This is a genomic window from Ruegeria sp. CDSA077, assembly GCF_059612265.1.
On the sequence record NZ_JBXWQG010000002.1, the window covers coordinates 229907 to 243664 of the forward strand.

The 13758-nt window shown below is 57.3% G+C and carries 12 protein-coding genes; 6 read left to right on the forward strand and 6 right to left on the reverse strand.

Annotation, left to right across the window (positions count from 1 at the left end; all coding sequences use genetic code 11):
* Window positions 1-94: 94 nt before the first annotated feature.
* The 6 genes from AC2FLE_RS08295 to AC2FLE_RS08320 all read left to right on the forward strand — a co-directional run bounded on the left by AC2FLE_RS08295 (window position 95) and on the right by AC2FLE_RS08320 (window position 6827).
* Window positions 95-1093: a BMP family lipoprotein gene (locus AC2FLE_RS08295; protein ID WP_142635539.1), complete on the forward strand. Its 999-nt coding sequence runs from the start codon at window positions 95-97 to the stop codon at window positions 1091-1093.
* Window positions 1094-1185: 92 nt separating this feature from the next.
* Complete coding sequence (locus AC2FLE_RS08300; protein WP_496696406.1) at window positions 1186-2715, forward strand: ABC transporter ATP-binding protein; 1530 nt, start codon at window positions 1186-1188, stop codon at window positions 2713-2715.
* Window position 2716: 1 nt separating this feature from the next.
* Complete coding sequence (locus AC2FLE_RS08305) at window positions 2717-3808, forward strand: ABC transporter permease (RefSeq protein ID WP_142635535.1); 1092 nt, start codon at window positions 2717-2719, stop codon at window positions 3806-3808.
* Between the two features lie 3 nt (window positions 3809-3811).
* On the forward strand, window positions 3812-4780 hold the full coding sequence (locus tag AC2FLE_RS08310) for an ABC transporter permease (protein WP_142635533.1): 969 nt from the start codon (window positions 3812-3814) through the stop codon (window positions 4778-4780).
* Between the two features lie 356 nt (window positions 4781-5136).
* Complete coding sequence (locus tag AC2FLE_RS08315; RefSeq protein ID WP_142635531.1) at window positions 5137-6057, forward strand: sulfite exporter TauE/SafE family protein; 921 nt, start codon at window positions 5137-5139, stop codon at window positions 6055-6057.
* Between the two features lie 2 nt (window positions 6058-6059).
* The gene (locus AC2FLE_RS08320) at window positions 6060-6827 is read left to right on the forward strand and encodes a TIGR02186 family protein (RefSeq protein ID WP_142635529.1); all 768 of its coding nucleotides are present in this window, start codon (window positions 6060-6062) and stop codon (window positions 6825-6827) included.
* A 4-nt stretch (window positions 6828-6831) separates the two neighbouring features.
* Here AC2FLE_RS08320 and AC2FLE_RS08325 read toward each other — a convergent pair whose 3' ends face one another.
* The 6 genes from AC2FLE_RS08325 to AC2FLE_RS08350 form a co-directional block, all read right to left on the reverse strand.
* Complete coding sequence (locus tag AC2FLE_RS08325) at window positions 6832-7560, reverse strand: SDR family oxidoreductase (protein WP_282021633.1); 729 nt, start codon at window positions 7558-7560, stop codon at window positions 6832-6834.
* Window positions 7557-9089 carry an ATP-dependent DNA helicase gene (locus tag AC2FLE_RS08330; protein WP_496696410.1) on the reverse strand — a complete coding sequence of 511 codons (1533 nt, stop codon included), beginning with the start codon at window positions 9087-9089 and terminating at the stop codon, window positions 7557-7559. Before AC2FLE_RS08330 ends, AC2FLE_RS08325 begins: the two co-directional genes overlap by 4 nt.
* Window positions 9090-9150: 61 nt before the next feature.
* Window positions 9151-9789, reverse strand: a complete 639-nt coding sequence (locus tag AC2FLE_RS08335) for an acyl-homoserine-lactone synthase (protein ID WP_496696412.1) — start codon at window positions 9787-9789, stop codon at window positions 9151-9153.
* A 79-nt stretch (window positions 9790-9868) separates the two neighbouring features.
* The gene (locus AC2FLE_RS08340) at window positions 9869-10588 is read right to left on the reverse strand and encodes a helix-turn-helix transcriptional regulator (protein ID WP_496691781.1); all 720 of its coding nucleotides are present in this window, start codon (window positions 10586-10588) and stop codon (window positions 9869-9871) included.
* A 364-nt stretch (window positions 10589-10952) separates the two neighbouring features.
* Window positions 10953-12239 (reverse strand): crotonyl-CoA carboxylase/reductase, encoded by a 1287-nt coding sequence (ccrA, locus tag AC2FLE_RS08345; protein ID WP_496696414.1) that lies wholly within the window; start codon window positions 12237-12239, stop codon window positions 10953-10955.
* Window positions 12240-12354: 115 nt separating this feature from the next.
* Window positions 12355-13740: a 1-acyl-sn-glycerol-3-phosphate acyltransferase gene (locus AC2FLE_RS08350; protein ID WP_496696416.1), complete on the reverse strand. Its 1386-nt coding sequence runs from the start codon at window positions 13738-13740 to the stop codon at window positions 12355-12357.
* Window positions 13741-13758 lie beyond the last annotated feature (18 nt).

The following is a 13758-nucleotide window of genomic DNA, read 5'->3' on the forward strand; positions in this document are numbered from 1 at the left end:
TTAATTCCCGCCATCACAACGGTTATGCTCGCTCACAGTGGGTAAACGGGGCTATCTTGGCTCTGACCGAAAAAATAACAAACGGGAGTAACAAATGACCCTGATGAAATCCTTGATGGGCGCCGCAGCGGCGGTTGCACTGACAGCGGGTGCCGCACTGGCCGAACCGGCACTGATCTTTGATCTGGGCGGCAAGTTCGACAAATCGTTCAACGAAGCCGCGCATAACGGCGCCTCACGCTGGGCGGAAGAAACGGGCGGCACCTACCGCGAGATCGAAATGCAGTCCGAAGCGCAACGCGAACAGGCCCTGCGCCGCTTTGCCGAAGCAGGCTCGAACCCGATCATCACCATGGGTTTCGGTATGGCTGACCCGCTCAGCGCGGTTGTTGCCGACTATCCGGACACGAAATTCGTTGTTGTCGACGTAACCTGGCTGGACGCGCCCAACCTGCGTCAGGTTGGTTTCGCTGAACACGAAGGCTCTTATCTGGTTGGTATGATGGCTGCGATGGCGTCCGAATCCGGAACCGTTGGCTTCATCGGCGGCATGGATGTTCCGCTGATCCGTCACTTTGGCTGCGGCTATGCTCAGGGTGCCAAGGCGGTGAACCCCGATATCAACGTGGTTGCCAACATGACCGGCACAACGCCTGCGGCATGGAACGACCCGGTTAAGGGCTCGGAACTGACAAAGGCACAAATCAGCCAGGGTGCCGACGTGGTCTATGCCGCAGCTGGCGGCACCGGTGTTGGTGTTCTGCAAACCGCTGCTGACGAAGGCATCCTGTCAATCGGTGTCGACAGCAACCAGAACCACCTGCACCCGGGCAAAGTTCTGACCTCGATGCTGAAGCGCGTGGACGTCGCTGTTTATGAGGCGATGAGCGCAGGCGAGAACGTTGAGACCGGCGTATATATCATGGGTCTGGCCGAAGACGGCGTTGGCTATGCGATCGACGACAACAACGCTCCGCTGGTTTCGGATGATATGAAAGCAGCAGTCGACAAAGCCCGTCAGGACATCATCGACGGCAATGTTTCAGTTGTCAGCTACTACGAGAACGACAGCTGCCCAGCACTGCAGTTCTGATATCGCGCGGGTCGGGGGTGATGCTCCCGGCCCGATTCCACTTTGCTGCACCGGGATGACCGGGCAGTCCTTTCGGCAACTGAGGACAAGACATGACCGTCCCCGCCATTGAGCTCAAAGGGATATCCAAATCCTTTGGGCCGGTTCAGGCCAACAAAGACATTTCCATCAGCGTCGCCCCCGGTACGATCCATGGGATCATCGGAGAAAACGGTGCGGGCAAATCCACGCTGATGAGCATTCTCTACGGCTTTTACAAAGCCGACAAAGGTGAGATTTGGATCAACGGTCAAAAGACCGAAATCCCTGACAGCCAGACCGCGATCGCCTCGGGCATCGGGATGGTGTTTCAGCATTTCAAACTGGTCGAGAATTTCACCGTTCTGGAAAACATCGTGCTGGGCGCCGAGGATGGCGGGCTATTGGCCCCGTCCCTGACCAAGGCCCGCAAAGAGTTGAAAGAGCTGGAAGAAGAATACGAGCTGTTCGTGGATCCCGACAAACAGATCGACGAGATCGGTGTGGGGATGCAGCAGCGGGTCGAGATCCTCAAGGCGCTGTATCGCAAGGCCGAGATCCTGATTCTGGACGAACCGACGGGTGTTCTAACCCCCTCCGAGGCGGATCAGCTATTCCGCATCCTCGACCGGCTGCGGACCGAGGGGAAGACGATCATCGTGATCACCCACAAGCTGCGCGAGATCATGGAAAACACCGACACCGTGTCGGTTATGCGCCGCGGGCAAATGACGGCCACCGTGAAAACCGCCGAGACCAGCCCCGAAGAACTGGCCGAGCTGATGGTGGGCCGCAAGGTTCTGCTGCAGGTCGACAAGGTTCCGGCGCAGCCCGGTAAGCCCATCCTCGAGATTGAAAACCTGCGTGTTTTCGACAGCGCGGGCGTCGAGCGTGTCAAAGGCATCGACTTGACCGTGCGCGCCGGTGAGATCGTCGGCATCGCAGGCATCGCCGGCAATGGCCAATCCGAACTGCTAGAGGTTCTGGGCGGCATGCGCCCGGGCCAGGGCCAGATCAAACTGAACGGCACGCCGCTTGCGCTCAGCGGGGTGGGGTCAGATGGCCAGGCGCGGCGCGCGCAGCACATTGCGCATGTGCCCGAAGACCGCCAGCGCGAAGGCCTGATCATGGATTTCCACGCCTGGGAGAACGTGGCCTTCGGCTATCACCGAGACCCGGCCTATAAGCGTGGCCTCTTCATGGATAACGCCGCCCTGCGCGCCGATACCGAAGCCAAGATCGAAAAATTCGATGTGCGCCCGCCGAACCCCTGGCTGTCGGCTAAAAGCTTTTCGGGCGGCAATCAGCAGAAGATCGTCGTCGCGCGTGAAATCGAACGTAATCCGGACCTGCTGTTGGTCGGTCAGCCGACCCGAGGCGTGGATATCGGGGCGATCGAATTCATTCACAAACAGATCGTCGACCTGCGCGACCAGGGCAAGGCGATCCTGCTGGTCTCGGTCGAGCTGGAAGAGATATTCTCGCTGTCGGATCGAATCGCGGTCATGTTTGACGGACATATCATGGGCGAACGCCTGCCCCATGAAACTGATGAAAAAGAACTTGGCCTGTTGATGGCCGGTGTTGCGGGAGAGGCAGCGTAACATGGAAAAAATGCCCAAATGGGCCGATGTCGTTCTGATCCCGGTGATCAGTCTACTTCTGGCTGCAATCCTGTCGGCGCTGGTGATCCTCGCCATTGGCGAAAACCCGATCGAAGCGGTGAACCTGATGGTCACCGGTGCGCTGGGATCGACCTATGGCTGGGGCTATACGCTGTATTACGCCACGAATTTCATGTTCACCGGACTGGCCGTGGCGGTCGCCTTTCATGCCCGGCTGTTCAATATCGGTGGCGAAGGTCAGGCGATGCTGGGCGGGCTTGGCGTGGCCGTCGTGTGCCTTTACATCGACTGGCCGCATTGGAGCATCGCCTTGCTGGCCGCCTGTGCTGCATCGATGGTGTTTGGGGCCGCTTGGGCCGCCATACCGGCCTATCTGCAGGCCAAACGCGGCAGCCATATCGTGATCACCACGATCATGTTCAACTTTATCGCTGCGGCCTTGCTGAACTATATGCTGGTCAACGTCATGCGCCCGCAGGGCTCGCAAGACCCGGCGACTGCGCGTTTCCCCGAGGCGGTACACCTGCCGACGTTCCAGTCGATGTTCTCGACCGCTGAAAACGTCGTGTTCCGTGGCGCGCCTGCCAATATCTCATTCTTTGTTGCGGTCCTGGCCTGCGTGATCGTCTGGGCGCTGATCTGGCGTACCCGTCTGGGTTATGAGATCCGCGCCTATGGGCATTCGGAAACCGGTGCCGTCTATGCCGGTATTTCTCCGGTTCGGATCACCATCATCGCCATGCTGATCTCGGGCGCGCTGGCTGGTCTGATGGCCACCAACAACGTGATGGGTGAGGCAGAGCGGCTGGTTCTGAACTCGACCGAGGGCGCTGGCTTTATCGGTATCGCCGTGGCGCTGATGGGCCGGTCCCATCCGTTTGGCGTGTTCCTTGCGGCGCTGCTGTTTGGTTTCCTCTATCAGGGCGGGGCCGAGCTGGCGTTGTGGACGTCTATCCCGCGCGAGCTGATCGTAGTCATACAGGCCCTGGTGATCCTGTTCACCGGCGCCTTGGACAACATGGTCCGCATGCCGCTTGAGAAACTGTTCCTTGCCATGCGGAAGGAGGGCTAAGCGATGGATACTTTCGTTACCCTCATCCAGGTCCTCGATTCGACCGTCCGCCTGGCCACGCCGCTGTTGCTGGCCTGCCTGGCCGGTCTGTATTCCGAACGCGCCGGTATTTTCGACATCGGGCTTGAGGGCAAGATGCTGATCGCGGCGTTCTTTTCTGCTGCCGTTGCCGCCGTGACCGGATCGGTCTGGCTGGGATTGCTGGCCGGGATCGCGGCCTCGCTTGTTCTGTCCGCCCTGCATGGGGTGGCCTCGATCACCTTTCGGGGCAACCAGCTGATTTCGGGCGTCGCCATCAACTTTCTGGCCTCGGGGCTGACGGTCCTGATCGCGCAAAGCTGGTTCAAACAGGGCGGGCGTACCCCCTCGCTGTTCGGCGGAGGGCGCTTTGAACCGATCACCTTCCCTTTTGCGGATGCGGTGAGTGATGTCCCATTTCTTGGGCCAATCTATTCCGAGCTGCTGTCCGGCCATTCGATCCTGGTCTATGTGTCTTTCCTTCTGGTCCCGACAACTTGGTGGGTTTTGTACCGCACCCGCTTTGGCCTGCGCCTGCGCGCGGTGGGTGAAAACCCAGCCGCGGTGGATACGGCCGGGGTTTCTGTCGTTGGGCTGCGTTTTGCGGCTGTAGCGATCTGTGGCGTGCTGTGCGGCATTGCCGGTGCCTATCTGGCCACGGCCCTGCAAGCTGGCTTCGTCAAGGAAATGACCGCCGGTCGCGGGTTCATCGCGCTGGCCGCCCTGATCTTTGCAAAATGGCGGCCATGGCACGCGATGTGGGCTTGCCTGCTGTTCGGACTGTTGCAAGCGGTTGCGTTGCGGTTCCAAAATATTGACCTGGGTGGCGTGGTGATTCCTGTGCAGGTCATGGATGCGCTGCCATATATCCTGACCGTCGTCATTTTGGCCGGCTTTGTCGGCAAGGCTGTTCCACCGAAGGCCGGTGGCGAACCCTATGTAAAAGAGCGGTAATAGGTCCAGTTTGAAACACACGTCAGTCCTGTTCGCTGCATGGCGGCATGTAGAGTTGATTTTACATGCCGCAACGGCTCTAAAGGGGCATGGATGTGTTTCCAGTGACAGCTGATTTGAGAGAGTTTCTCGCCGGGGTGCCGGATGCTAGGTCTTGCGCTTGGTCTAAGGGGATACTCCCTATCAAAACGCCTTCTGCGGATGCACAGATTCAGACTGGTCCAAGCCGCCAGCCCTGCTTTACCCTGCCTCGCCAAGGGCGTGATTCTGCGCGTCAGATACGAACCCTTTCACAAATTCCAGAAGTCGAATGTGTCACATTGCGCGACGCAGCTGGCCCTAATTACTAGTACCTCATGCAAATTTACCTTCCTATCGCTGAAGTTTCCGTAAACGCCTTTCTGCTGCTGGGGTTGGGCGGCATGGTCGGCATCCTATCAGGGATGTTCGGGGTCGGCGGCGGGTTTCTGATGACCCCGCTGTTGTTTTTCATTGGCATCCCACCAGCAGTTGCCGTAGCCACCGAAGCGAACCAGATTGTCGCCTCGTCCTTTTCTGGTGTTCTGGCCCATTTCCGCCGAAAGACGGTCGACCTGAAGATGGGCACGGTATTGCTGGTCGGGGGACTGATCGGTGCTGCGTTCGGGGTGGTGATCTTCAACTATCTCAAAAGCCTCGGACAAGTCGATTTGCTCGTAACCCTGTGTTACGTGGTCTTTCTGGGCGTCGTCGGCAGCTTGATGTTCATCGAAAGCCTGAACGCGCTGCGTAAATCCAAAAAGGGCACCGCCGCCCCTGTTGCACGTCGTCAGCGCGGCTGGATTCACGCGATGCCGTTCAAAATGCGGTTCCGTACATCGGGCCTCTATATCTCGGTCATCCCCCCCGTCCTGGTCGGGCTTAGCGTAGGTATCCTTTCTGCGATCATGGGCGTCGGAGGCGGCTTTATCATGGTTCCTGCCATGATTTACCTGCTGGGAATGCCCACCAAAGTCGTTGTCGGCACCTCCCTATTCCAGATTATTTTCGTAACAGCGTTCACCACGATGCTGCACGCGACAACCAACTACACAGTCGACATTGTTCTGGCTGTGTTGTTGCTGGTCGGCGGCGTGATCGGGGCGCAGATCGGAACGGTGATCGGCGCACGAATGCCTGCCGAGCAGCTGCGCGTATTGCTGGCTGCACTGGTCTTGGTGGTTTGTGGCAAGCTGGCGCTGGATCTGCTTCTGGAACCCTCCGAGCTCTACTCGCTCGGCGTTGCAGGGGGGCACTGATCATGCTGAGACGGTTGATCCTGCTACTCGCCCTTTGTGTCACCCCGGCCATCGCCGAGGAGGAACAGGTCGTGCTTGGCCTAAGTCAGGACCGGGTTGCCATCACGGCGAATTTCGATGGCTCGGAAATTCTTATTTTCGGTGCCGTGAAACGTGAAACGCCGATCCCTTCCGGCCCACCGCTTCAAGTTATCGTGGCCGTTGCAGGCCCCTCGAGCCCAGTGACGGTCCGGCGAAAAGAACGCAGGCTGGGTATCTGGGTCAACACCGACAGCGTCCTGGTCGACCTTGCGCCCAGTTTTTATGCGGTTGCCACCAGCGCTCCGCTTACAGAAATCCTGTCAGATACAGAAGACTTGCGGTACAGGATCTCGATTGAACGGGCCATTCGGTCAGTGGGTGCCGCGATGAATATCCGGGGCGCGCAGAATTTTGCCGAGGCCGTCGTTCGCATCCGTGAGGATGAGGGCTTGTATTCTATCCGCGAAAATACGGTTGCGGTGGACGAGCAGACATTGTTCCGAACCTCAATCGACATGCCAGCCGATTTGACCGAAGGCGCCTATTTCGCGCGCATATACCTGACCCGCGGCCGAGAGGTTGTTTCCCAGTTCGAGACCACAATCGACGTGCGGAAGGTCGGGCTGGAACGGTTCCTCTACAACATGTCCCGTCAGCAGCCGGTCTGGTATGGCCTGATGTCTTTGGTCATTGCCATCGCGGCGGGTTGGGGAGCGTCCACAGCCTTCCGACTATTGCGCGAGAACTAAAGCCCTATCCACGCCCGATATAGGGCATCGTAGTGGCCATGACGGTCATGAACTGGACGTTTGCCTCTGCAGGCAAAGACGCCATGTGCAGTACAGAACGTGCGGCATCGTCAACAGCCATCGTCGGGTCGGGCTGCTGCCCTCCCGCGATGGCGTTTTCAACCAGGTTTTGCACCATCTGTGTTCGCGCGTTGCCAATATCGATTTGACCACATGCGATACCAAAGGCGCGCCCGTCCAGTGATAGGCTGCGTGTCAGGCCTGTTATCGCGTGTTTCGTAGCGGTGTAATGGACCGAATTCGGACGCGGTACATGCGCGGCGATCGAACCGTTATTGATGATCCTTCCGCCTTGCGGGGCCTGATGCCGCATGATGCGAAAGGCTTCGCGCGCGCTTAGGAACATCCCGTTCAGGTTCACGCTGACGCTTTGGTACCAATCCTCCAACTGGATTTCGTCTATCGTGCCGCCGGGGGCAAAGATTCCGGCATTATTGAATAATACGTCAAGACGTCCCGCCTCATTCTGGAATGTCTCGAAAGCACCCGAAACAGCGGTGGGGTCGGTAACATCGGTCACCAAGGGGATCGCATTCTTGTGCCTTTCAGCCAATTCGTTCAGCACATCCGCGCTGCGCGCCAGCAGCCCGACCGCCCAGCCCTCGGCCAAAAACAGCTCGGCAGTTGCCCGTCCGATGCCTGAACTGGCGCCTGTGATTATGATGGATTTCATATCTCTTCGGCCTCCAGGGTCAGCGTCGCAGCCGGAGCCGCGCGCAAATCATCCACGCGCAGCGGATAAGTGGGCTTGGCCAGCCTGTTGCGCACCACCCAAATCAACCTTTCTTGCGCCCGCGTGATCGCAACATAAGCCAGACGTTTCCACAAAGGTTGCCCAGCCTCGGTTCGCCCCATCCGGGCAGCCGCATATATATCCGGCGCAAACACCTGTACCGTGTCCCATTGTGACCCCTGCGCCTTGTGAATAGTCACTGCTGCGCCATGCAAAAAGGTTGCCCCCATACGCGCAGCAAATGGAATAAACGGTTCTTCCTCATCAGGCATTTCGATTTTGACAATCGACGCTGCACTGACCTGAGGATCCTCGGCCCCCATCACATGCAGGCGCGAAAACCCCGGTTTTCGTCCTGGCCCCAGATAGATGACCTGAGCACCCTTGATTAGCCCGCGCGCCTCAAGATCCAGTCTTTTCTTGCGGTGCTTCAGCGGCAGTTCGATTCCATCGCAAATCAGCGGCTCTCCCGCCAGAAGCTCGGTGTCGGGTGCAGCGTGAACATTGCGGAAGGCCTGAATCAAGCGAATTCGGGTGGCATTTCGCCAGACCAGAACCGGGCTGCGGGCCATTAGGTCAACTTCAACACGCTGCCCCCAAACAACACGGTCATCCTGTCGGGCGGTCTGTTCGACAAGCCGTTCAAAATCCTCAAACCTCATCTGAGGGTCGGCCAGCGCATGCGCGAGGTCCAGGATCGGGTTGTCTGCCGTCTGCCTGTGGACCCTGTGCAATACCTGCTTTCGCGGCTCGGGCAGAGTCTCGAATACCATGCTGCCGGACTGATTGACCGGGGCGAGCTGCGCCGGATCGCCAAAAAGCAACAGGGTCGGAAAGATCTCTTTCAGGTCTTCGAACTGCCGGTCATCCAGCATCGAGGCCTCATCTACAAAGCCTATGTCCAGCGGCTCCTCCCGACGCTTCCAGCCGGTGATAAAGTCGGACCCACGAAGGCCCGCAGCGGCCAGCGCGCCGGGGATCGACTTGTTGTTCTGATAAAAAGCGGCCGCCCGGTCCAGGGCTTCGTCAGTCAACCCTTCAACCTCGGGGCGTTCATCGTTGCCCGCCAGCCATTCGGCAATGCGTTCATATTCCGGGTCATAAACCGGCGTATAGAGGATGCGGTGGATCGTGGTCGCAGGCACACCCCGCAGGCGCAAAACACTGGCGGCCTTGTTCGTTGGCGCAAGAATGGCCAAGCTGCGTTTCTCGCGCGCTTTGCGGCTTTCGAAATCACCGGAAACAATCTGAAGACCCGCGTCAACCAATGCTTTGTAAAGCTCTGCCAGCAGTAGCGTTTTCCCTGAACCCGCCTTGCCGATCACGGCCATCACCCCGGATTCGCCATTGCCGGGCATTTTCAGCAGAGCATCATCATCCAGGTCCACACCGGCAGATTTCAGCATCTCGGAAATGCTGTCATAGGCGGCGGCTTGATCGTCAGAAAAGGTTACTGTGGGTATAGACATGGCGCGACCCTACAGGGCCACGCCAGCTATCGCCAGATATGGAATTGGCTTTCAGACCCCGTCAGGCGGACAGGGCAAACCGGTGTTGCCGGACAGTGCCAAACGCGGCTTTGAACCACATCCTGGACAGCTCACGTGGGATGCCCGCCCGTTCAGCCACCCGATTGCAATCCTCGGCCGAATAGGGCCAGAGCCCAACCGAAATCTGATCACGCCCTTTCCCTTGTGACCCCAGAACGACTGGAGACGAACCGATCAGACGGTAGATCCGAATCATGCGCGCATCAAAGACGCCTGCAATATGGGTCAGCCCGAACCCTTCCATGATTTCGCCGCCGCTCAGCATGATGGCACCGGCAGTATGGGCACTGGCCGTTCGTGACAGGCAGAACCGCGTCACCTCCCAGATCAGCGGGCTGTGGACAGGCTTACCTCCTGTCAGATGCCCAAACACCTCATTCACCATGACAGGTCCTGTCGTCGGCAAAACCCGCATCGACCCCCCATGACTGCCATCCTCTTCTTCCCAGATGACATAGAGCGGATTCAGGTCATCATACTGATCCCGCTCTTCTCCTTTTTCGTCCACGTGAACATCCCAGCCCAGCCGGGTTTTGAACTGATCGGCGCGATCCCGGAACATCCCCTCGGCCAGATTCGGAAATTTATGTAGTTCGTCCGCAAACAAATAGCGCAACATGACTTTTCCCCTCGTCTTGTGCAAGAACGAAGGGAGTACAAAGTCGTGGTTAATTTCCCGTTTTTAGAGCGTGCGCTTGTTAAACCACTATTAATCCACGGCTAAGAGCCGTTGCGATAGCATGGGTGGTGTTCTGCGCCCCAAGCTTGGCACGCGCACTTTCAATATAGACACGCAGCGTATGTTCCGAGATTGACAGTGAGTGCGCGACTTGTGCCCGGCTGTATCCAAGCGCCAGCAAGGTCATGGCATCCGTCTCACGAGGCGACAGGCCCCGGGTCGTATCCGGCTGCCTGTCGGTTTCGAACTCCAGAGCCTTTCGGTTAAAGTAATGCGCGATCAAAATCAGCTCGCGGCCATGGGCCTCGATGAAGGACTTCCATTTCTCATCATCACATGAGTGATTCACTGTGAATAAGGCAAACTGGCCGTTCGGCCCCCGGATGGGGATCGAATAACCCTGATTGCCAACTCCATGTTCAAGGGCATCTTGCAAAAAGGCTTTCGCCACTTTTCCAGACCAGTCCAGCAATTTCCAGTCAACCGGGTGGAACCGTTGGAAACACCCCAGGATCACCGGATCTATGCGGTGATAATTCCGCTCACGGTATCGCTCGGCCCAAGCGTCCGGGTAAGTTGTATAGCCGTATTGATCCCCGGCACCATCAACCCAATGATAGATAAGATGTTCAACCTGCAGCCGGTCGCGCAATCGAACGGCTACATCGCCCAACTCGTCAAGCGTGTTGGTGCTTTCCAAGTCCTCTAGGACCTGACTCATGTCGAGTTGTGTTCCCATTCGCGGGCGCCTGTGCCTTATCCTGCATGGACGCAATCTCGGCCGCTGCGATCAACTTGGTATCATCAAGCTGCTCGGCAAGTGCGGTCAAACCGTTTTCAACAGCGAAGGCGTTGAGGTCCGACAAAACGTCCAGTATCCACTCATTATGCGCCATCTAAAGTCTCTCCGAAACGGTTAACGAAGGGTTAACACAACCATAACATGTGAGATGCTTTTAAGCCTATTCACTGGTTTCTACTCCCCAAAACTAGCGGGTCACGATTTCGCAACCCACTGTAATTATTGCCTAATGCCTAGAAATAGATGCACCCGCGCTCGCTCGATGCGATTCGCGGGTGCTAATATTCTTTTTTTTGGGGGCTCAGCCTTTTGCGTCTAGAACCTCTTCAAGCGTGCGCAAGCCCGTCTGCGGCGCCTGAACCAGAACCGACATATTGCCTGGTTTATGCTCATTCCGCATCATCTTCATATGCGCGTCGGGCAATTCACCCCAGGCAAACACTTCGGACATGCAGGGATCCAGACGGCGTTCGACCATCAGTTGGTTCGCGGCAGCAGCCTGCTTGAGATGCGCAAAATGCGAACCTTGCAGGCGTTTCTGATGCATCCACATATAGCGAACGTCGAAAGTCAGGTTATAGCCGGTGGTACCGGCGCAGATCACAACCATACCACCTTTTTTCACGACAAAGGTCGACACCGGAAATGTGCTTTCGCCGGGATGTTCAAACACCATGTCGACATTCTTGCCTTTCCCGGTGATTTCCCAGATCGCCTTGCCGAATTTGCGCGCCTCTTTGAACCAGTCCGCATATTCCGGTGTGTTTACTGTGGGCAACTGACCCCAGCATTTAAAGTCTTTGCGATTCAGCACGCCCTTGGCGCCCAGCCCCATAACAAAGTCACGCTTGCTTTCGTCCGAGATCACGCCGATTGCGTTGGCGCCTGCGGTATTGATCAGCTGGATCGCATAAGAGCCCAGGCCGCCCGAGGCACCCCAGACCAGAACGTTCTGGCCCGGCTTCAGATCATGCGGCTCGTGCCCGAACAGCATCCGATACGCGGTCGCCAGCGTCAGAGTATAGCAAGCGCTTTCTTCCCAGGTCAGGTGCTTGGGGCGCGGCATCAACTGCTGGGCTTGAACATTGGTGAACTGTGCAAAAGACCCATCCGGCGTTTCATAACCCCAGATCCGCTGGCTGTCCGAATACATCGGATCGCCACCATTACAATGTTCGTCGTCGCCATCGTCCTGGTTGCAGTGAATGACAACCTCGTCGCCCACTTTCCAGCGCGTTACTTTCGAACCCACGGCCCATACGATCCCCGAAGCGTCAGAACCGGCGATATGATACGGGGCCTTGTGGCCGTCAAAGGGCGAGATCGGCTTGCCCAGGGATGCCCAGACGCCGTTATAGTTAACGCCCGCCGCCATCACCAGAACCAACACCTCGTGGCTGTCCAGCTCTGGTACGTCCACGACTTCCTGGACCATCGCAGTATCCGGTTCCCCGTGGCGTTCCTTACGGATTGCCCATGCATACATTTTCTTAGGCACAAACCCCATCGGAGGGATTTCACCCATTTCATAGAGGTCTTTTTCCGGCGCGTCGTAAGTTGCGATACCGCTGTCGGTGTCCAGAGCCATGTTGGCCTCCTTATTTCTCATTCCTGTTTGCCGCGATGCAGAAGCGCTTGCGTTGGATGATGAGATATTGGCCTGAAGGAAATAATGCAATAGATTTTGCATCATTTTTGTAATTTTATGACCCAGCGCCTGCAGAAACTTCTTTCGCTGCCGCAGCATCAGGCCAGCCGTCGCCAATCGGGGCTGAGGCTGCATAGTAGTCGAGCAGATCAACCCTTTGCCCGGATTGAGATATTTTCCCACCTTCTCGTTTCAGAATTCTCCGTTCGACCAGCTGATCCAAGGCAGCTGAAACCGCAGACTCATCCTGATCACCCAAAGTTCCGTCACGTTGCAAAAACCCGGTGATCAAGCTTTTAAGCTCGTCTTCGGGCATTTCTCCTTTGGTGCGAACCAGCCAGCACGCTGCAGGAACAGGCGCCTGCGGAATCGCTTCTTTGATCCGTTGCATGAGTTCGCGCGCGAGATCAGTCATTACATCGTCATGGGCGGTGCGAAATTCCTTCAACGAGATAGGGTGACCATATCGCACCCCAGCAAATCCAAACCGCTGGTAGCGACCGGTTAGGCGCCTACCTATTTGTTTCAATATCCACCCAGTTATGACCCCGATCCGGGCACGAAATTGCCTTTGATTGCCAAGTGCGGCCTTGGTCAGGATCGTATCTTCAAGAACCCGGTCATAGTTTAGCGCAACGGGAACAAACACCACATCCGCCCCATCCGCGCTGGCACCATCGATTATGTATTTCAAAAGCCCCAGCTTGGGGCGTGCCATAGCCCCCGTCAGGCTCAGCCCGCCTTCGGGGAACATAGCCTGTGTGACACCGGCATCGGTGGCATGCCGGACATAGCAGGCCAATACCTGACGATAGAGTTCGCTGCCGGACTTGCGGCGAATAAAATAGGCCCCCATCGCACGAATCAACCGACTGAGCGGCCAAACACGCGCCCATTCGCCAACAGCATAAGACAAAGCCGATTGCTGGGCCGCCAGATAGGTGACCAGCACATAATCCATGTTGCTGCGGTGGTTCATCACAAAAACAACTGTCGCATTTGGATCAATATCTTTCAGGGCATCTTCATCCTGATAACTAAGCCGTACATCATAAAAGGCGTTGCTCAGAATCCGCGCCAACCGGATGGCGATACTGAAATAGGCAACGGCGGAAAAAGAAGGCACGATCTCGCGCGCATACCGCTGGGCCTGTTCAAAGGCGACCGCTTCGGGGATGCCTTCTTCACGTGCGTGCTGCTGCACGGCCTGCCCTACCTGAGGATCATAGATCAGGCGTTGAATCATATCGTGGCGTCGGGCCAGCTTGAACGGCTGTATCGGGCGCTGCAGGCGCGTGTTCAGGCGTTTGACCGCGCGCTCCAACCTACGACGAAAAAACCACCGCACAGACGGAAACAGAAAATGCGAGGCCAGTGTGACCGCGGCGAATACCAGGATCAACAAAAACAGCCAAAGCGGAAGTTCCACGGTCTGTGTCATAAATGCACCCTGCCACCA